27 protein-coding genes are annotated in these 18,370 nt (G+C 31.9%); 26 read left to right on the top strand and 1 reads right to left on the bottom strand.

Annotated elements, in window-relative coordinates:
- The first annotated feature begins 101 nt into the window (after positions 1–101).
- The 24 genes from CCK98_RS19305 to CCK98_RS19190 all read left to right on the top strand — a co-directional run bounded on the left by CCK98_RS19305 (position 102) and on the right by CCK98_RS19190 (position 15,579).
- Positions 102–458, top strand: a complete 357-nt coding sequence (locus CCK98_RS19305) for a hypothetical protein (RefSeq protein ID WP_088088061.1) — start codon at positions 102–104, stop codon at positions 456–458.
- 131 nt (positions 459–589) lie between these two features.
- Positions 590–937 (top strand): hypothetical protein, encoded by a 348-nt coding sequence (locus CCK98_RS19300; protein ID WP_088088060.1) that lies wholly within the window; start codon positions 590–592, stop codon positions 935–937.
- A gap of 235 nt (positions 938–1,172) precedes the next feature.
- Complete coding sequence (locus CCK98_RS19295) at positions 1,173–1,382, top strand: hypothetical protein (protein ID WP_088088059.1); 210 nt, start codon at positions 1,173–1,175, stop codon at positions 1,380–1,382.
- Between the two features lie 932 nt (positions 1,383–2,314).
- Positions 2,315–2,707, top strand: coding sequence for a hypothetical protein (locus tag CCK98_RS19290; RefSeq protein WP_256942407.1), 393 nt, complete (start codon positions 2,315–2,317; stop codon positions 2,705–2,707).
- Positions 2,708–2,993: 286 nt separating this feature from the next.
- The gene (gene spoIIIAF / locus CCK98_RS19285; protein WP_088088058.1) at positions 2,994–3,608 is read left to right on the top strand and encodes a stage III sporulation protein AF; all 615 of its coding nucleotides are present in this window, start codon (positions 2,994–2,996) and stop codon (positions 3,606–3,608) included.
- 169 nt (positions 3,609–3,777) lie between these two features.
- Complete coding sequence (locus tag CCK98_RS19280) at positions 3,778–4,095, top strand: hypothetical protein (RefSeq protein WP_088088057.1); 318 nt, start codon at positions 3,778–3,780, stop codon at positions 4,093–4,095.
- 60 nt (positions 4,096–4,155) lie between these two features.
- Positions 4,156–4,506 carry a hypothetical protein gene (locus CCK98_RS19275; RefSeq protein ID WP_088088056.1) on the top strand — a complete coding sequence of 117 codons (351 nt, stop codon included), beginning with the start codon at positions 4,156–4,158 and terminating at the stop codon, positions 4,504–4,506.
- Between the two features lie 87 nt (positions 4,507–4,593).
- Positions 4,594–5,121, top strand: coding sequence for a GNAT family N-acetyltransferase (locus CCK98_RS19270; RefSeq protein ID WP_256942406.1), 528 nt, complete (start codon positions 4,594–4,596; stop codon positions 5,119–5,121).
- Positions 5,122–5,222: 101 nt separating this feature from the next.
- On the top strand, positions 5,223–5,720 hold the full coding sequence (locus CCK98_RS19265; RefSeq protein ID WP_088088055.1) for a GrpB family protein: 498 nt from the start codon (positions 5,223–5,225) through the stop codon (positions 5,718–5,720).
- 83 nt (positions 5,721–5,803) lie between these two features.
- Positions 5,804–6,271, top strand: a complete 468-nt coding sequence (locus CCK98_RS19260; RefSeq protein WP_088088054.1) for a UPF0158 family protein — start codon at positions 5,804–5,806, stop codon at positions 6,269–6,271.
- Between the two features lie 341 nt (positions 6,272–6,612).
- Positions 6,613–7,074, top strand: a complete 462-nt coding sequence (locus tag CCK98_RS19255; RefSeq protein WP_088088053.1) for a hypothetical protein — start codon at positions 6,613–6,615, stop codon at positions 7,072–7,074.
- 112 nt (positions 7,075–7,186) lie between these two features.
- The gene (locus CCK98_RS19250) at positions 7,187–8,137 is read left to right on the top strand and encodes a hypothetical protein (protein ID WP_088088052.1); all 951 of its coding nucleotides are present in this window, start codon (positions 7,187–7,189) and stop codon (positions 8,135–8,137) included.
- 687 nt (positions 8,138–8,824) lie between these two features.
- Entirely contained in the window at positions 8,825–9,151 is a 327-nt protein-coding gene (locus CCK98_RS19245) for a hypothetical protein (RefSeq protein ID WP_088088051.1), read from the top strand.
- A gap of 87 nt (positions 9,152–9,238) precedes the next feature.
- Positions 9,239–9,679: a hypothetical protein gene (locus CCK98_RS19240; RefSeq protein ID WP_088088050.1), complete on the top strand. Its 441-nt coding sequence runs from the start codon at positions 9,239–9,241 to the stop codon at positions 9,677–9,679.
- 146 nt (positions 9,680–9,825) lie between these two features.
- Positions 9,826–10,182, top strand: a complete 357-nt coding sequence (locus tag CCK98_RS19235; protein ID WP_088088049.1) for a hypothetical protein — start codon at positions 9,826–9,828, stop codon at positions 10,180–10,182.
- A gap of 222 nt (positions 10,183–10,404) precedes the next feature.
- Entirely contained in the window at positions 10,405–10,782 is a 378-nt protein-coding gene (locus CCK98_RS19230; protein ID WP_088088048.1) for a DUF3888 domain-containing protein, read from the top strand.
- Positions 10,783–10,884: 102 nt separating this feature from the next.
- Entirely contained in the window at positions 10,885–11,406 is a 522-nt protein-coding gene (locus CCK98_RS19225; protein WP_088088047.1) for a YcxB family protein, read from the top strand.
- A 141-nt stretch (positions 11,407–11,547) separates the two neighbouring features.
- Entirely contained in the window at positions 11,548–11,970 is a 423-nt protein-coding gene (gene fosM / locus CCK98_RS19220) for a FosM family fosfomycin resistance protein (RefSeq protein WP_088088046.1), read from the top strand.
- A gap of 192 nt (positions 11,971–12,162) precedes the next feature.
- The gene (locus CCK98_RS19215) at positions 12,163–12,714 is read left to right on the top strand and encodes a hypothetical protein (protein ID WP_088088045.1); all 552 of its coding nucleotides are present in this window, start codon (positions 12,163–12,165) and stop codon (positions 12,712–12,714) included.
- Between the two features lie 207 nt (positions 12,715–12,921).
- Positions 12,922–13,191, top strand: a complete 270-nt coding sequence (locus CCK98_RS19210; protein ID WP_088088044.1) for a hypothetical protein — start codon at positions 12,922–12,924, stop codon at positions 13,189–13,191.
- A gap of 134 nt (positions 13,192–13,325) precedes the next feature.
- Positions 13,326–13,607 carry a hypothetical protein gene (locus CCK98_RS19205; protein ID WP_088088043.1) on the top strand — a complete coding sequence of 94 codons (282 nt, stop codon included), beginning with the start codon at positions 13,326–13,328 and terminating at the stop codon, positions 13,605–13,607.
- Positions 13,608–13,726: 119 nt separating this feature from the next.
- Positions 13,727–14,347, top strand: coding sequence for a DUF3885 domain-containing protein (locus tag CCK98_RS19200; RefSeq protein ID WP_088090468.1), 621 nt, complete (start codon positions 13,727–13,729; stop codon positions 14,345–14,347).
- A 127-nt stretch (positions 14,348–14,474) separates the two neighbouring features.
- The gene (locus tag CCK98_RS19195) at positions 14,475–14,813 is read left to right on the top strand and encodes a YolD-like family protein (RefSeq protein WP_088088042.1); all 339 of its coding nucleotides are present in this window, start codon (positions 14,475–14,477) and stop codon (positions 14,811–14,813) included.
- Positions 14,814–15,387: 574 nt separating this feature from the next.
- On the top strand, positions 15,388–15,579 hold the full coding sequence (locus CCK98_RS19190) for an amino acid transporter (protein WP_088088041.1): 192 nt from the start codon (positions 15,388–15,390) through the stop codon (positions 15,577–15,579).
- A gap of 505 nt (positions 15,580–16,084) precedes the next feature.
- On the opposite strand, the gene CCK98_RS36435 is transcribed toward CCK98_RS19190, so the two are convergent.
- Positions 16,085–16,207 carry a hypothetical protein gene (locus CCK98_RS36435; protein ID WP_256942405.1) on the bottom strand — a complete coding sequence of 41 codons (123 nt, stop codon included), beginning with the start codon at positions 16,205–16,207 and terminating at the stop codon, positions 16,085–16,087.
- A gap of 149 nt (positions 16,208–16,356) precedes the next feature.
- Here CCK98_RS36435 and CCK98_RS19185 point away from each other — a divergent pair, with 149 nt between their 5' ends.
- Both CCK98_RS19185 and CCK98_RS19180 read left to right on the top strand, forming a co-directional pair.
- On the top strand, positions 16,357–17,523 hold the full coding sequence (locus tag CCK98_RS19185; RefSeq protein WP_088088040.1) for a hypothetical protein: 1,167 nt from the start codon (positions 16,357–16,359) through the stop codon (positions 17,521–17,523).
- 194 nt (positions 17,524–17,717) lie between these two features.
- On the top strand, positions 17,718–18,233 hold the full coding sequence (locus tag CCK98_RS19180) for a DinB family protein (RefSeq protein ID WP_088088039.1): 516 nt from the start codon (positions 17,718–17,720) through the stop codon (positions 18,231–18,233).
- Positions 18,234–18,370: the final 137 nt, after the last annotated feature.

The following is an 18,370-nucleotide window of genomic DNA, read 5'->3' as shown; positions in this document are numbered from 1 at the left end:
GGCAGGTTAGTGGAAGAAACAGATAGGATAAAATGAGGTAATATAAATATCAAAGGGAACAGAATATTAAATGATTTTTCAAATATGGAGGAGAATGGATTGTGCAAAAAGATACTTCCAAGCTAATAGATGAGTTTATTAAAAATGCAGTTGTCCAGGGGGAAGCAACCTTAGAAGGTAATTACAAAAAAGGTAATAATGCAGCCAATAAACTAATTAAAATAATTGATAATATGAAAAGGGATATTAATTTGGCTGAAAAAATGATTGATAAATTAATCGAAAGTAACGAACCTAATGTGAAAATTTGGGCTTGTAGTGTAGCATTAGATATTGATTATAAATTTAAAGAGGCAGAACAAATATTAGAACATATTACAAATTCACCTGAATTAGGAATATTGAGTCTTAGTGCTGAAATGGTATTGGAAAACCATAAAGGTGAAAAAACAACCTAAAGCAAATAGGTCTTATTAAACTAACGATGCAGGTTAGCTTAAGAAGGATTAATAAGTTCTTGCAGCGAATACCTTTGAATTTAGAGGTTTTATGGATATAAGAATCTCATCCTATAAAGGGAGAAATAACAATGAAAAGTGATAATGAGCTTGGGAGAATAAAAGCATTTTTAAAGAAGGATTCCGATATTTTAAGAAATACTATTTTATTTCTTTTTTGTTTAATTTTTGGTATCAGTAAACTCATTTATGACCACCGAGTAAGCGGCATAATTATGGGCTTGCTTTGTATTATAGGTTCTATATTTTTATTCGTAGACATATTAAAAGAGTTTAAACGGACAAATAGTGTGAACGTGGAAACAACAAAAGTTGAAGAAGATGTTAAAGGAAAAAGATTCATTGTAATTGGTTTATTATTTACCTGGATATATGGACTGTATTTTTTATTTTATAAAAATACGAAGCAATGGTGGTAATGATACCAATATTTAGCTATTTAATTATACGAGACTCCTTTAAATAAAAAGAGAATAAACACAAGGGCTTATTATGAACCGTTCTTCAACTAAAGGGTGCAAGAGTTAAAGATGAAGATCGCTGCGGCGGTCTTATTTTTCTTGTTCCACTAACGAAGCAGTTTAGTGGAACAAGGAATTATAAACTTTGTGGAGAATATATTTTATAAAACAAAGATTAAGAAGAGGTGTTTAAATGCCTTCTAAAAACAATAAGACTGATACAAGGGATAAGTTGGTAAGAGTAATAATATCGTTAATTATAGTTATTATTGCTACAAGTTTTGTTCTTTTTGAAACTTATAACGAAAATTTAAGCAAGAATAGTCGTATTTTAATTGGTATAATTTTTTGTATTGCTATCCTATTTGCAGGTTTTTTCCCACATTTAAAGAACAAAAAATAGCATTGTTATTTAGCTAATGGTTGCGATTCTTCAATAACGAAGGTCGCTTTTTCTTCTTCAAGTAACGGGTAGGTTAGAGGAATTAAACGTTTAAATCTTATACTCAAGAGTGGAAATAATTGTTATAACTAAAATAAGTTGGTGATTTAAATGAAGATACTTGTGTTAGTAATCGCTGTATTATCTTTATCTTTAAGTACCTATTCCTTATTTTTTGTGAGTGAGAGTAGAGGTCTAATTCAATCTTTAGCACAAATAAGTACGGGAATTGTTGTCCTATTAGTTTTTTTTACAATCAAAGACAAACTCTCTAAAACCGCTTTTTATTCATTAATATGCTTAATTACTATAATGCTTTGTTTTGATTGTTACATTTTATTGAAGTTGTATTTGGGATAAAAAATTATCGTCATAAGAAAATTTGAATAATTAGCCACTTCTTCAACAAACGGGTGCTTTACTATAAAAGGGGAGTCTATATTTAAGAAATGAAGGTAAATTTATGGATAAAAAATCGTTTATAACAATATTTATAATCTATGTTACTTTGGATGTAATGAAAGATGTAGAAATATCAGATATATGGATACTTAACAAATTTATAAAATTAATTGTTTGTTTTACAGTGTTTTTTATTTTTGCATATATATGGAACCTTATTACAAAAGAAAAGTTTTAAATTATTTCCTAATATTTCTTCATTACCCACTGGAGTTATTAAGCTAACGGGTGCAAGAGTTGAAGATCTAGCTGCCATTTTTGGCGGCTTTTATTGAGCTAAAGGGGCAGGTTAGTTGAACATTAAAATGGTTTATTTATGTCCTATTTGAACAAGCGAAACAGCTTGGTTTGGAGATGCGGATTGGTTGTTGTGGATAATATTAATTGAAGATGCGAAATCTAACTGTAAAAAATTTATGGGAGTGAGCATCTTGAAGAAAATGATTGTTCTCTTTACAATTTTATTAATATTTGCCACAGATAACTTGGTTAATGCTAAACCCCCAGAGCCAAAGGAAATTAAACCGTATGCAGAAGACTGGTATGTTACACCAGAAGATATTATTCGAGATATTATATTTCCAGCTATTGATAAAAGGGTAATAAAAGAGTATGGAGGAAAAGAAGCCTCTGGTTTTGGCTGGCAGCAACGGAGGATTGTTAATATTGTTTATAACAACAATCATTCTTATGATATTTCTTTAAGAATTCAAGTTCCTGATAGTAACAATAATCCATTTGAATATACAGAAGACTTGGTTAAAGTAAGGGTATCTCCATCTTGTGATAGTCCTAAATTGGATGTAGTCACGGCTTTAAGGTAGAAGTATTAGATTACCAACATAAGTAACGGGAAAAGGTGTTACCTTTAATTGGTAGCACCTTATTTGAATCGACCTTGTTCAACTAACGGGTGCTATCGTTTAAGAATGGCTAGCTGCTTCGGCGGCTTTTTTTTGCTTGTTCCACTAACGTAAGCAGGTTAGTGTAAGAAGTATATATTAAATCTGCGGGTAAATGTATGGAATGGAATAATTTGGTCAAGCCCTTCGGAATAGTGCATATAAATGTTATATACAATGGATTTTTTATTATTTGAAAGGAGAGAAAATGGAACTACTAGCGAATTGGATAACCTCAATTATTGTATTTATTTTATTTGCAGTTGTAGTCGATATGTTGCTACCAAACTCAGTATGGAAAGGATACGTCAAAATAGTTATTAGCTTAATTTTGATTCTTGCCATTTTTAAGCCGATACTATCCTTGTTTAAAGTAGATACGGAAACAATACTTTCATCTGTGGTAAGTAATAACGAAATAGGAAAAAATTCAGTTGATGAAAAATTAAATATGAGACAGGAAGAAATAAAGAAATTACAAGATGAGTCTATATCTGGACAAGTTGCTAACCAAATGAAAGAAATAGTTGCTGAAGAACTTTTATCCAAATACGAACTCGCAATTAAAGAAATAGAGGTCTCTCCAAACGAAGACCATACGAAAACAAGTGTCTTAGTTTCTATCGGCAAGGTCGATTCAAATGACAACCAGACAGTACAAGAGGTTCAACCCTTAAAACCTGTTTCCATTAAAGTAAATTTACCAGAAGAAAAATCCAAAGGTAAAGAAGAACAAAATGTCCAAGAGAAAAAAGATGTTCTCACATTTCTTGCAAAAAGATGGGAACTAGAAAAGTCAAATATTACACTTAGTTGGGAATAAAAGAAATATTTGTTGTTCAACTAACGGGTGCAAGTGTTCAAGATTGGGTTGCCGCGGCAATCTCTTTTCTTATTCCACTAACGTAAGCAGGTTAGTTGAAGAAGGAGTCGAATATAATAAGCAATAGTAAGATTAAACACATTTTTTTCAATAAAGGGTCGATGTGAAGATGTATAAATTAAAAAATGGTGAAATAATACCTGGGAAAAATATCGGGATGTTTTATTTAGGATGGAGTTTTAACCAATTAAAGACAGCCTTAAATCATAAATTTGAGATTGAAAAAAGAAGCAGATGCTTTGTAGTAAAAACAGAATGTATTTGGTTTTGGCTTGATGATCGACAGGAAAAAGTATTTCAAATTAGAGTACAGGAACCATTTGAAGGAAAATTCCTTGGTGAGATTGGGATTGGAAGTACCCTTTTAGATGTTGAGAATAAGACTGGAGAATGCAGTTTAGTTGAAGATGCCGATAGGATAAAATGAGGTAATATATAAAAGGGATCAGAAGATTAAATGGTTTTTCAAATATGGAGGAGGATGGATTTGCAAAAAAATAGTTCGATGCTTATAGATGAGTTTGTTAAAAATGCGGTTATCCAAGGGAATGCAACCTTAGTAGGAAATTATAAAAAAGGCAATAAAGCGAGTGATAAATTATTTAAAATTATTGAAATTATGAAACTAGACATAAAAATGGCTGAAACTATGCTTGATGTATTAATGGAAAGTCAAGAACCCAACGTAAAAATCTGGGCTTGTGGCACGGCGTTAGATATTGATTATAAAACTAAAGAGGCGGAGCAAATTTTAATCGATATTTCAAATTCACCTGAATTAGGAATTTTGAGGCTTGATGCTGAAATGACTTTGAAAGTACGAAAAGGTGAAATATAAGTCCAACAAGTCTTATTCAGCTATCTGGGTGCGATTCTTAATTAAAGAAGGATCGTTTTTTCTTATTCAAGCAATGAAGCAGTTTACTTGAAGAAGGAAATCAAAATAAATAAGGAGAAATATTATTTATGTAAAGAGGATGATGATTTGAAATTTCGAACTATTGATATTGAAAAAGATAAAGATACAATTATTAAATTCAGAAAGGACTCTTACGTTGTAAGTTTTGGTACTGAAGAAGGGTTTGGAGATGAAATTGCTTATATTAATCGGATTAAAGAAAGAGTTAAAAAATTCCCAAATGGACAGGTAATTATTGAAAAAGACGATTTACCAATTGGGCAAATGGAGCTTCAAATTCGGGAATATGATGAGAAAGAAATTGGCTATGTAAATTTATTCTATCTTATACCAGAATATCGTGGTAAAGGGCTTGGAAAGAAATTAATTCGCTACGCAGAAAATTTTTTCAGAAAATCAAATGTATCTGAATATCATTTACGTGTAGCTCCTACAAATCAAAGAGCCATTCATTTATATACTAAGTCTGGGATGGTCAAATTAAGGGAAGAGAATGAAAAGTATTTGGTATATAGAATGAGAAAACTATTATAAACTACGAAGCGGAATAATCCTTTATTCTTTCACTAACGAAGCAGTTTAGTTAAATTGGATGGTAAAATTAACCATAAATAATTTCTTGTGGGGAGGGTAATATGGAACAAGTTAATTTTTTTGAAAACAGTCTTTTCTATGAAAAGGCAGAGAAAACTTTCTTAGTACACAAAAAGAAAATTAAAGAACTTATGCCAGATGCTGATGTCCAGCACGTTGGAAGTACAGCTGTCCCTAATAGCCTTACAAAAGGTGATTTAGATATACAAGTGCGTGTTATTCCTGAACAATTCCTAAAGGGAATTCAGACACTCTCAGCATTATATGAACTTAATGAAGGTAGTGTAAAAACGGACTGGTTCAGGGCTTTTAAAGACGATTCAACCGTTCCTCCACTAGGAGTTCAATTAACTGTCATAGGTTCTGAATATGATTTTTTTTGGAAATTTCGAGATGTTTTATTACTAAATGATACTTACAGGATGGAATACGATGAGTTAAAAAGAGAGTTTGAAGGGAAAGAAATGGATGAGTACAGGGAAGGCAAAAACGAATTTTTCCAAAAATTAATGAACACTACTGAATTTAATAATCTGTGACTACTATGATATTTTTAATAAAGATTGTTGATTCTTATTCAGCTAATGGGTGCATTAGTAAAAAATCAAAGGGTGATCTCATAATGAGTATACAAGTCAAACTGAAAGATATAATTGAAGAAATGGAAATACAGATTGAAGAGTCACGTTCATTACTAAATATTACTACTGGTGAAATATTGTTAGTAACATCGGAGGACTTGAGAGCTGCTGAAAATGAAGAACCATTCAATCATTTACCTGAGTGGCAACAAGAAAATTTAATGGTTGCAAATGATGTTGTTGAAAATTTTGAGAATTACATAGAGTTACCAACAAAATATGAAGTCAATGAATATGAAATTATGGAAGACTTTTGCCTAACTATCAGTGACCAGAGAAAGCAGGATATATTATTAAGATCCATTAAGGGAAAAGGTGCCTTTAGAAGATTTAAAGACCAAATAATAGATTTTGAAATCGAGGATCAATGGTATTCCTATCGTGACGAGTGTTTTAAAGAAATTGCGATTAAATGGTGCCAAGATAATAACGTAAACTATATTGAATGAATTAATAAACAATCTAATTTGTTTAGATGATTTTCCCTAACAATAAGTATTGCTTCAAATCAAGAAATAATACTTTTCATATTCAACTAACGGTGCAGTTTAGCTTAAGAAGAAATGGATTTATAATAGAGGGAATAAAGGGATTTTTGAGGTGGATTACAATGATTGGTTCTCCTGAAGTAAATAAAGTAATTAGAAAAATACTGTCTCCTACATTAAAAGAAAATGGCTTCAATAAAGTAAATACAAGAAATAATTGGTGTTGAATAGACCAATGTATTTGGGTATTGGAAATAGGTGCTGTTGGAAAGTATTTCTCCGATGTAACGGGATGGTCACCTATGTCAATTCAGGTTGGTCTAGGAATTTATTATGTCTTTGTTCCACCTGAAGAAGATGAAATAAAAAGAGGTACTAATGGTGAATTACTTCCTAAACAGCACCAATGCCATCTTCAGGAACAGCTTTATTGTAAGCTTGACCAATCTAATTATATTAATCATTTTGATAACCCAGCTGAAAGAAATCGAAATGATATATGGTGGGTCGAACTAGATGGTTCTAATATTGATGAAGTAATAGTAGATATTAGGAAATCCTTTATAGACGATGGACTAAAATGGTATAAAAATAATACTGACTTAGAAACTGCTTTTGCTACTATTGAAAATGAACATAACGGTTATAACAAATATTATAAAGCAAAGCATTTTGCAGAATATTTGAGGGATTACACGAAGTTGGATATGTATAACCATTTGTTTGAACAAGAGAGAAAACGAATAGGTACGTTATTCGAGTAACGGTGTGCTTTAGTTAAGGATCAGCTGCCATTCTAGGCAGCTTTTATTATTGAAGTAACGGAGCTGGATAGATCAAGAAAGATAATGGTGAAACTAAATTGGAGGCGGATTTGTGTTTCAAATGAACCTAATAAAGAATTTAAAAACTTCTTATGAAATAGTGCTTTCGAATGACAAAAGGTTATTGTGTCATACAATGGGTGGAAAAACTGTCATTTTTGAAACCGAGACTTGGGAAAAAGTTATAGAGCTTACAAAGCCCAATAATCCAGACACTCTCCACTTTTCAAAAAATGACGAACTTCTTTACATAAAAAACACAGTTGGCACAATCTGTGTTTACGATACTAAAAATTTTCAACTTATTAAGACCATTAAATCTAGAAAGTCTTTTCAGATAGAAGAAGGGAATTTTGCACTGTTAAACAAACCATTTACTATTCTAGATGTCCTTAAAATTAACGATCGAAAACAGGTTTGTGCTCTTAACATAGAAACAGGGAATTATGAAATCTTAACAGAACTTGAGGGAACACATATTGAATTTAATCAGTTTATACCAAATGATAATTCCTATTTATTTACCTTAAGTTATTTGGAAGGGGTAAAAGGTTATTTAAAATATAAGTTAGTTAAGGTTGTAGACCCTTCGGTAGAACGATCTTATTCTATTGTGGAAAATCTAGGATTAACAAATTGGGATTTGGTTTATTATGAGCCAGTTCATCAAGTTTATATTTTTCTTCATAAGGACTATGAATTAACAATTATGGACGCTGAATTAAAAACCGTCTTAAAAAAAGTAAATTTAACCGAAAATGGAGTTCAAAGTACCGATGAGTATTTTGTCCATATAGCTGCTTCTAATGATGGCAGTTACATTGTTCTCACTTCAAGTGATAGGGTCTTTATATTAGGATTTGAAGACTTAACCCCTATCCAAATTGAAGAATTGGAATACACCTGTTTTGCAGAATTTAGCAAAGATGATACTTATTTTCTTGTTGGTACTTGGTCAAAAGGCTTTGTATTTGAGAATAATCTTAAGGGATTAAAAATTTAAATCATCCTTATTCAACTAAAGGGTGCGTTAGTAAAACAATCTTAATTATCAATGAAGCCAAAGTATGCATTATTGCATTCACTCAAATGCATATTTTGACTTCTTATTATTCTGTTGGGCTTTTATTCATTGGTAAATATAATGGCGATGTGTGGTAAATCCCTTGGCGTACATTGGTAAAAAAGATGGCAAGGGTGGTAAAATCTTGTGGCCGTAATCATTAAAGTAAAAAATACAAATAGTAACGTGGGTTTAAGCTTAACAAAGAGTCGTAGCTACGGCTCTTTTTCTTGTTCAACTAACGAAGTGTTATCTACAGTAGGTTTTTCCACCGTATTCATCGTATTTTAAGATACTAAAAGTGCCTGAAATTTATCTTTGTGGAAGCATTATCTACAGTAATTATTTATCGTATTCAACGTACACAAACATAGGACTTTACTTGGAGAAGTGGATATGATAGGCTGGTCGCCTGATGAAACAACTGCTTCAGTCTTTCAAGACAAATCGTGCCCACAGAGGATCCAAGTCAAGTCCTTAAACACCTATCTATGGATACATATAAACAAATATAAAAGGTGCAACGGTCCAAGGATTTGTAGCTGATACTGTATTTAAGGGCAGTTTAGTTTAATAAGAACAACTGCTAAAATAGCCATAAAAGCGTCCCAAAAAGGGGTTGATAATATGGAGGATTTTCCGTTGCTTATTGATGTTTTACCTCACCTGGCAAACAGAATTAAAGATTATTTTATCGGTAAATGCAGAATTAACTTGTCAAATCAAGTTGATAATCTTCGAATAAAAGGACTATGTGAATGTGGCGATCCCGATTGTGGTTCATTTTACCTTAATGAATATGTAGAAAACGAGGATAAACTTGAAGGGTTTGATTTTGAAGAGATAGGAACAATCGAAGTTTATGAAGGTAAAATTGGCTTTGTTGAAATTTTCCCTAGTAATTTCGGTTACGAAATACGTTCAACACTAAAGAAAAACAATATATCTTATTGAAGTAACGAAGCACGTTACTTGAAGAAGGAATAATTAATTTCCATAACGAAATAGAGTTAAAAAAGTACGAAAATGGTGGTGTATTTGATGGAAGATTACAAGGGGAATGATGACCTTGAATTATACGATACAGTGATTGAGGAATTATGTATTAACCATCGTAAAAAAAGTATTACATTCAAAATTTTAAAGCCTATATCTCGCATAGAGAGACAAGGTAGGTTTACCTATCGTGTAAAGAAAGGGACTTTGAAATTTGAAAATGTTATCAATGCAAGCATTCCGTATAGTTTTGAGTGGGATGAGTGGAGTGAATTTTATCGTTCAGCAGTGTTAAATACCTCTAAAGTAATTGACAGGATACCTGCTAAAGAGAAGGAAAATAAAACTATAAAGCATATTTATTTAGGTATTGATTATGGTGTTGATTATAAAGAATTAGATATTGTTTGTACTGATTATTATTTAACATTAGAGGAACAAGAGTATATTCTTCACGATGATTTTGATTGGTTATATGAGGAATAACCTTATTAAAGTAACTGGTGCTTGAGTTGAGTAAGGCAAGGCTGCTGCGGCAGCCTTTTGTGTTGTTCCACTAACGTGGCAGGTTAGTTCAACAAGAAAATGATAAAATAACAGGTAATGATTCTTAATGAACAGGAATTAGAACTATGAAAAGAAAAGCAATGACACTAGAGGGGTTTGTTTTAGGTGCAGAGGACGAAGGGATAGCGGCTACCCTTGGATTATCACCTGAACGATTTCAAAAGATGATGGATGATGATAATGATGATTTTGACAAGGAATTTGAAAGAATTAAAAAGGAAAATCGTCAGTATATTTTAGACGAGAAAATAGTGAGAACTCTCAGTAAAATGACTGAATTTGTTCGGGATAAAAAAGTGAACCCTAAGAAGTATCCAGACTTTGATACCAATGATGATTGGGTTGTTATTTTCAAACAGGCTTTAAGTATTTCTGAAATGGAAATTCTTAAAGAGTTAATGGAAAAGGAAGGATTAAAATAAAAATACCCCAAGAAACCAACTTCTCTAAGGATGTTTTATTTGGGAGAATATATGGATTTGTTATGCTTGTTGTACTAACGGGTGCAAGAATTGCAGATCAAGCTGTCATTTTGGCAGCTTTTCTTATTGCACTAAAGAAGCAGGTTAGTGAAAGAAGGATTATCAATATTTAGGGCTTAATGAGGGTAGGTTAAACCAAAAGAATTGTAAGAGGTGTGCATTATGAAACAATTTGTTTTGGGCATATTTATTATCTCAATTTTTGTTACTTGTCCCTCATATTCAAATAACCAAGTATTAGCAGAAACTAATACTAATGTCGAAGAAAAACATACTGATTTTTATGATGCTTTATTAGTTTTGTTAGACCCTTATGCGGAGAAAGCCATAAGTGATAAGTATCCCACTCGCAGTTATGGATTATGGAATGCAGAAATTTTAGAAGTTAAACGAAAAACAGGTGGATTTGGTCAATTTGATTTTACGATAAAGGTTAAATATGACACTTACACAGGTCCCCATAATCCACCAGAGGGTCCTCTCACACTAACTTTTGATGTAAAGTTAGATGGGGTTACTGTAACTGAAGTTCGGGAGTGATTTTTATAAAATTCCTTCTTCAACTAACGGGTGCTTGAGTTCAAAAACTTAATTGTCTGGTAAAGAGACTTAAAGTAATCGAAAAAGAAAGGATGGATTTTATTGAAAATAAACTTCGAATTAACAGAAGAAGACTATCTCCATTTTAATTTATTTCACTTAAGAAATTCAGAAATTGTAAAAAAACTAATTCAAAAAAACCGAATCCTTACGTCATTATCACTCATAGTAATAGGACTTATAGTAAGTTTTATTATTTTTCTTGGTGCTGGTTCATTTGATATTGTTTTGTTTATAATCTTTCTTGTTGTGAGTATTTTAATGTACTTGTTTTATCCACAATATGCAATAAAAACAGCCATTAAACGTTTGAAAAAAAATATAAGTGATGATGCAAGAAAGAAAATGTTTACGCATTATGAATTTGAGTTTTCTAATGAGGGCATAGTTGAAAAAACGCCTTATAATGACACAAAAATGAACTGGAACGCAATTTATTCGTTCAAAGAAGATAGCGACTATTTCTATTTGTATCCAGATCCAACAAGGGCTTACATAATTCCAAAAAAAGAGTGCGAAAATCAAGATGAGTTAAAAAATTTAATAAAAAAATTAATGCAATAAATAACCATACGGATGCAATAGTTAAAAGAAGGGATCGCTGCGGGCCCTGTTTTTATTAAACAAACGTGGCAGAATACTTCAATAAGATTTATTTCCTTTGTATGATGGGAATATTAAGAGGTCAAAATTTGAGGTGATACGGTGTCAGTAAAAGGTCTTAATCATTTTTTATTTTCAGTGTCTAATTTAGTGGATTCGATTGAGTTTTATAAAAGTGTGTTTGATGCAAAGTTGTTAGTTAAGGGTAGAAGCACTGCCTATTTTGATTTAAATGGGTTTTGGCTTGCTCTAAATGAAGAAAAAGATATTCCTCGTAATGAAATTAGCCAATCATACACACACATAGCTTTTTCAATAGAAGAAGCAGAATTTGATAATATGTACCATAAACTCAAGGAATTGAATATAAACATCCTATCAGGTCGTCCAAGAGACGAAAGAGATAAAAAGTCTATTTACTTTACTGACCCAGATGGTCATAAGTTTGAATTTCATTCAGGTACTTTACAAGACAGGCTGGATTATTACAAAAAGGAAAAAATACATATGGAGTTTTACAATTAAATGATTTCCTTGTTCAAGTAACAGGTTTCTTTGGAGAGATTGTGAAAAAATATACTTAAAGTAACGGGTGCTATTCTTCAATAAAGGAGATCGCTTATTTCTTATTCAAGTAAAGGGACAGTTTAGTGGAATAGCATTTATATTGAAACAATATAATTCGGCAAATACCAATTAAAGACAAGGGGTTCAAATATGGTTACGGATATTAGCTTTAAATTCATACCCGATTATGATACGGAGGATTACAATCTCTTTTATTTTTGGGGAAAACTGGATATATTAATTGACGGTGTATCGTTTTTTAGTAACTATAAATACCGTGAAACTCAGGGACCATTGGGAAATTCCACAATAACAAGAGAGGGATTTGCAGGTTACCTTGATACTTTTCTTTGGGAGTTACCCTTTGTGCCCCAAAAATTATTGGAGCAAGAGACAGTAATTGTTGAGGGTGAAGGAATTGATAAGAGTCTTATTTTTTCCTTGAAGGACAATATGGTTACATTCGCAATCTGTAAAAATCACCCTTGGGAAAAAGGAACAATTTATTACGATGGTGTAAGAGTTTCTCAATCAAAAAAAATTCCACAAAATAACAAAAATATGATCGGATTTGACGGATTTAAACAAGGGTTGAAAAATGGGTTACAAGATTTTATACAAGAACTTATTGAAAAATACCCTAGTATTACTAACGTTGAAAGTTTCATAAACATAAGAAATACAGTAGACAGTATCAATTAGAATGTTTTTGCTTGTTAAGCTAACGGGTGCAAGATTTTAAGATCAGTGGCTGCATCGGCAGCTTTTTTGCGTGTTCCACTAACGGTGCAGTTTAGTTGAAGAGAGATTCAGGATAAAATTACCTGATGCAATATATATAACAAAAAGATTATTTAGTAATGTACATATAAATCATTTCAAGTTGGAGGAAGTAAGGAGGGATTAGGTTTGATTTGGCATATTTTATTTGGGATATTAATTGGAATCCTTGGTCTATTTATTTTGTATCTTTCGTATCGATATACACCAGAAGCTCATCAGAATTATCGAAAAAGTATAGAGAAATTGAGAGAATCACAAATGAGAAATTTCGATTTGTCAGAGGAAAAATTAGATCTACGTATGCCTTATTGGTTTAATAAGACTATTTTCTTTATCGGTGGCATCATAATACTTTGCATTGATTTCTTTATTTTTTATAGTGTACTAAATAGTTGATATTGATAATTCGGTTTTCTTCTCCTTCATAACGTAGTTAATTTATTTCTTTGAGCTTATACTAACGGGGCAGGTTAGTTAAAGAAGGATATGAATAATTAATTGATGTGATATTAATGGAGTGTGCTGATTAAATGCTAAACTTTTTATTCTCACTACTAGGAGAATTTCTTGAAGCCATTGTTGTTAGCGATGGCAGCCTTGATACAAGAAAGATTGATAAGAATATTGATATATTGCGAACACAAGGTTGGTTTAAAGTAATATACGAAGATGAGAAATACCACAGATTATTTTTTACTAATAAACACATCAGGCGTTACTTACAGAGCAACTATCGTACTAAAAGGATTATGCGAAGTAATAAAGGTAGAGAAAAGTTTCTAATGATTTTAAATAAACAATTAAAATGTTGAGTTTTAAGAATGCTGTTATTTTGACAGCTTTTCTTGTTCCACTAACGTGGCAGGATAGTTCAAGAGCGATGATATAATGATGGTAAGAAAAGAGGTGCAAAATGCTTTTAAACAATTTTATGAATGAGAATTTTCCAAACTTAGAACTTAGACCACCCTTGTTTTATTGTTGGGATATTGGTATACGGTTTGAACTAGGAGTGGAGTGGAAAAGGGAATATGACTACCCCAACAACCCTTATGTACTGGGATGTTATAAAAGGGCAATTACGTTATTTGAAGCTTTACATTCTCCTATGGATGATATTTTTGTCGTGATGGATGTAAATGATTTTGATAGGGGCAAAAACATTAGACATCAGTTAAAGAACTTTTCTCGCTATGTTGAAAAATCATTATTGTTAAGGCTGAAACACCAAGCAATACCTTATATATTCCCAGAGGATGATGAAGAAGGTACATATAAAACTCATAGATTTTCTCTTTGCTGCAAAACATCTGATTTTAAATACGTCCCATTGCTAAAAGCAATTTGCAATCAAGACTTGGGGTTGAAACCGAGTATTTTCCATAGAGTTTACTTCATTAATATCAATAAGAAAACTATCTTACACGTTTACGATGACAGAGGTTGTGATTTATTAGCGACATCGCCCGAATCAATTAGAAATATTTATGAAGGATACAACGATTGGATTTTAGATTACGATAGGAAGGAAATAGACAAGGTATTTATATAAAAGAATTTAGTTTTTCCTCCGCTAACGGGTGCTTTAATTGAAGAAGACCGCTTTTTGTGGTCTTTTTCTTTTTGTCTACAAATAGAACATTCGTTCGTTTATAATGGTAACGAGGAGTTGTTTTGTTATGACAATACGCGATAGAGGAAAACTAAAATGGCAACCTGCGTCATTCTTACCGTTAGCATTCGAGATGCAGCGTGAAATGTTTAAGGACCAGGAACGGCAAGAACGGCCGCTATTAGACCAATATCAAATGGAGGAGTTCGACCAGCGTATATGTTACGCAATGGAATCGAATCAAGCCGTAAAGCTTAACGTATGGGCTGACGGTTTTATTATGGATGTTACTGTCCGCATTCATTATGTCGATCCTATTACGCATCGGCTACGCGTTGAAGTAAAGCCGGGAGAGTTTGAGCGTATTGCATTCGAGGATGTTGTCGGAGTGACTGTCGTGGATTAGTACGGATTATTTCCAACTGTTAATTTTCTTTGGCAGTTTTGTAAAATAAAGAACATAAGTCCTGATTTGAATGATGAGAACAAAACAAAGTAACAATAGTAACTATCTTTTTACGGGCTCTTCTACAAGAAAGGCTCTTTTATGTGTTATAAAATGTGGGGATAATAGAACAAAATTGGAGGTGTTTACGTGCTTGTTAAGTTTAGAGAAAAGGATGACCATCCTATAGTCTTTGAAAAAAAATTTAATGACCTTTCACTAATATTTGAAATGCTTAAACTGTAGGCAATTATGAACATATTTTTTGACCCTGAAGGGGAAGAAAGGGTTTCTGGTAGAGTGTGTGATTATGAATATACAATAGAAATCAAAAAAGGGAGGGTAATGGAAAGTTTAGTTGTTGCTCTGGATTGTTATGAAAGGGAGTTAAACAATTATTAGAAAGATTATGGAGTCGCTGCTGCGGCTCTTTTCCTTATTAAGCAAAAGGAGCAGGTTAGTTCAATAAGAATTTACAATTAAATACAATAATATAATAAATTTATATGTTAAAATATGGTAAAAGGTTGGTTGTATGAAAGAAGAAAATAAACCATTTAATGATGTAATAGACCACATAAAAAAGATAGAAGGAAATGCTGCAAATGTTAGCAAGGATGCAGTAAAAAAGTTACCAAAACCATTAAAATATTTTGGGTATTTTTTTGCTGTCTTCTTATCAATATCCATCTTGTTAATGATTATATTAAATTTATTAACTAACTGACACTTGATGTTTAACACTGGCTGCCAACTCTGGCGGCATTTCTTATTGAACTAAAGGAGCAGGTTTGTTGAAGAAGGATTTTTATATATTAAGGGAAAATGAATAATATTGCATTTCAAGGAATTTTTAATTAGGCACTTTTCGTATATTTTGTTGTTTTTAGAAATTAAAAAAGACCTTGGGTTTCCCAAAGCCTAAAAATTTCACTGAATCATTTTGTCTTATCACGTACTAATTTATAGTATCGCGACATTACCTGTCTAAATTTGATTAGGTTCAAATACCAAATTACCGGTCCTACAGCATCCTTAAAACCAATAGCCTTTCCTTATTAAACTAATCTCTATCCATTAGAAATAAGAAGCTCCTTCTACAAGAAAGTTTGTTTCAATAATACCAGTACCACCTGGATTACTAGTAACAACCATTGTAAATGGAACAGTTTGTAAATAATTGTCAGGATTATTAGTTGACTTTGGCAATTCCTTATTTATGTCCTTTGATGCTAGAATAGACCATTCGGAAGATTTCTTAATATTAACTCAGCTTTCTCCCAAGAAGGTTGACCAACAAAATTAAAGTCGTGAACAACAACACGTTCTTTGCCAACTATTATTTCCTTTTCCATTAACCGAACACCAACCTACATTGCGTATTGCAAGATACTGCCAGCATCTCCAGCTCCTGCATCACCTTCAATGTCTTTTGTTTATAAAACTTGTTAAAAACCACAATGTTTGCGAAAAGAGCCTTTAATTAAGAAGGAGGTTAAAAAAATTGAGTATTAAGATAGATTCTGAACTAATTTCATTATTCCGTAAGGAAGTATACATAGGGTTTTTTAGTGAGAAATTCAAAAATGTAAAAGGGAAAAATCATTGGAATATAATTTGTTCTGCTATGGATTGGATTACATTAGCTGCTGATGGATTACCTTTAATTAATGTAGACCCCAAAGGTTTTGGATATAACCATTTAGATACCTTAAATTTAATGCAATATATTATTACGATAGATGTTATGGTTGAATCAATTAATCAATTATTTAGAGTTATTGAAGGAATAAATAAGGATAAAGATCTACCCTTAGCAAATGACCGAACAATTTTCAATCAAACTAAAGTAAGCGATTATAATTATTTTAAACACATTCGTGCAGTATTTAGTACACATCCTGTAAATTTAACAAGCTTAGATGGTGCACCTAGCAATAATGGAGAAAAATTTTATGCGAGTTGGGTAGCTAAAAATAGCTTAGACGGCGATTATTATGTATATCTATATAGCAATAATCCCGAAAAAGACGAACTTATACCGTTTGATATCAAGATTAGAGATTTAAATTTATATGCTGAAAGAAGATATAAGCTTTTAGATATATTAATAGATAAGATTAAAACGATTAAAGATAAACACATAAACCAATATAAACAGTCGCCAATACACATCTTTATAAATCCTATTGAACAGCTAGAAGTTTTGTATGAAGAAAATAAAAAACGATTTGGTTATAGATATGGTTATGTGGAGGAAATAAATCATATTTATATCCAGTTGAAAATCAGTACAACTTCAATTTCTGGTACCTATTTTGAAGGCATTATTTCTGAATATAGATCATATCTAAATTCTTTGATACCAATTATACTGTATGGTTTACAAAATATGGTAAAGGATCGATATCTCCTATTAGATATAATGTTTTGGAAAGGATATGAATTTGAAAAAATATATCAATATTTCAATGATGGAGTTCATCAATTGGGAAAAGAATATCTAACAGAACTTGCTAAAGTAAAACCATTTCCAGCAATACTTGCAACAACTGAAGATATTGATTTAAAGCGATTAATTGTAGATGCTTTCCTACATAAAGAATTTAAAAAAATAGGTAAATCTATATCATTTCTAGAAATTATAAAACCCACAAAGGGCAATGTTTGACTTTTTTAAGTAACTAATGGGTGCAAGAGTTCTTACACAAAGATTGCTGCGGCAACTCTTTTCTTGAACTAACGTAGCAGGTTAGCTAAAGAGTAAAATAATTCTATCCATTAAAAAGATGAATGGGAATTTTAAAAAAGGAGGAAGAGTTAACTTTTAGTAGAATGTTAGTACTTTAAGAGGAGGATGAATAATTGAATAAAAAATCGTTACTTGTATCTTCATTAACAGGATATGAAGCAGAAATTGGCCGGTGGTTATGGTGTTTAGAGGATGTTCGTCGTACTCTTATAACTGAATTAACAGGAATGAGCCAAAGCTTCCTAGACAGAAAAATAGGTCAAAGACATTCAATTGGGACTCTTTTGTATCACATTGCATTAGTCGAGGCAGATTGGTTATATGTGGAAGTGCTTGGAACCGATTGGGATCCGGAAATTAGCTCATTATTTCCGTTAGAAAGTCGAACTGAGAGTAATTTAACTCACTTTGAGGGAGAAAGTTTAGAACAACATTTTTACCGCCTAAAAAAAGTTCGTGAAGTATTTCTTACCTACTTTCGTTCAATGGACTTAAACGATTGGCGAAAACCTCGGGTACTTGAACAATATGAAGTAACCCCTGAATGGGTTGTTTATCATTTGGTAGAGCACGAATCACATCATAGGGGACAGATTTTCCAATTACTTAGGGAATTACGGGATAATTAAGTTATAGATGAAGAATTGACAAAAGGCTTTTTAATTGGGATTCTTAGGTAATCTTGACCAATTGTAATCCTACCTTTTCGAACTGTGGTGCTTAAATGATGTTATGGGAGCTGCTGTTGGCAGCTTTTTCTTATGTC

Origin of the sequence: Bacillus sp. OV166 (assembly GCF_900177675.1) — a bacterium.
Taxonomy (GTDB): Bacteria; Bacillota; Bacilli; order Bacillales; family Cytobacillaceae; genus Neobacillus.
Note: the sequence above shows the minus strand (reverse complement) of the source record. Positions and strands in the feature narration are given on the sequence as shown.

What these genes read in the sequence shown, in the direction of transcription:
- CCK98_RS19200 (WP_088090468.1), top strand. Translation starts at nt 13,727, where the DNA reads ATGAATGAGAATTTTCCAAACTTAGAACTTAGACCACCCTTGTTTTAT.
- CCK98_RS19245 (WP_088088051.1), top strand. Translation starts at nt 8,825, where the DNA reads ATGGAGGATTTTCCGTTGCTTATTGATGTTTTACCTCACCTGGCAAAC.
- CCK98_RS19300 (WP_088088060.1), top strand. Translation starts at nt 590, where the DNA reads ATGAAAAGTGATAATGAGCTTGGGAGAATAAAAGCATTTTTAAAGAAG.
- CCK98_RS19255 (WP_088088053.1), top strand. Translation starts at nt 6,613, where the DNA reads ATGTCAATTCAGGTTGGTCTAGGAATTTATTATGTCTTTGTTCCACCT.
- CCK98_RS19190 (WP_088088041.1), top strand. Translation starts at nt 15,388, where the DNA reads ATGAAAGAAGAAAATAAACCATTTAATGATGTAATAGACCACATAAAA.
- CCK98_RS19215 (WP_088088045.1), top strand. Translation starts at nt 12,163, where the DNA reads ATGGTTACGGATATTAGCTTTAAATTCATACCCGATTATGATACGGAG.
- CCK98_RS19265 (WP_088088055.1), top strand. Translation starts at nt 5,223, where the DNA reads ATGGAACAAGTTAATTTTTTTGAAAACAGTCTTTTCTATGAAAAGGCA.
- CCK98_RS19240 (WP_088088050.1), top strand. Translation starts at nt 9,239, where the DNA reads ATGGAAGATTACAAGGGGAATGATGACCTTGAATTATACGATACAGTG.
- CCK98_RS19205 (WP_088088043.1), top strand. Translation starts at nt 13,326, where the DNA reads ATGCTAAACTTTTTATTCTCACTACTAGGAGAATTTCTTGAAGCCATT.
- CCK98_RS36435 (WP_256942405.1), bottom strand. Translation starts at nt 16,207, where the DNA reads ATGGAAAAGGAAATAATAGTTGGCAAAGAACGTGTTGTTGTTCACGAC.
- CCK98_RS19260 (WP_088088054.1), top strand. Translation starts at nt 5,804, where the DNA reads ATGAGTATACAAGTCAAACTGAAAGATATAATTGAAGAAATGGAAATA.
- CCK98_RS19280 (WP_088088057.1), top strand. Translation starts at nt 3,778, where the DNA reads ATGTATAAATTAAAAAATGGTGAAATAATACCTGGGAAAAATATCGGG.
- CCK98_RS19195 (WP_088088042.1), top strand. Translation starts at nt 14,475, where the DNA reads ATGACAATACGCGATAGAGGAAAACTAAAATGGCAACCTGCGTCATTC.
- CCK98_RS19295 (WP_088088059.1), top strand. Translation starts at nt 1,173, where the DNA reads ATGCCTTCTAAAAACAATAAGACTGATACAAGGGATAAGTTGGTAAGA.
- CCK98_RS19235 (WP_088088049.1), top strand. Translation starts at nt 9,826, where the DNA reads ATGAAAAGAAAAGCAATGACACTAGAGGGGTTTGTTTTAGGTGCAGAG.
- CCK98_RS19230 (WP_088088048.1), top strand. Translation starts at nt 10,405, where the DNA reads ATGAAACAATTTGTTTTGGGCATATTTATTATCTCAATTTTTGTTACT.
- spoIIIAF (WP_088088058.1), top strand. Translation starts at nt 2,994, where the DNA reads ATGGAACTACTAGCGAATTGGATAACCTCAATTATTGTATTTATTTTA.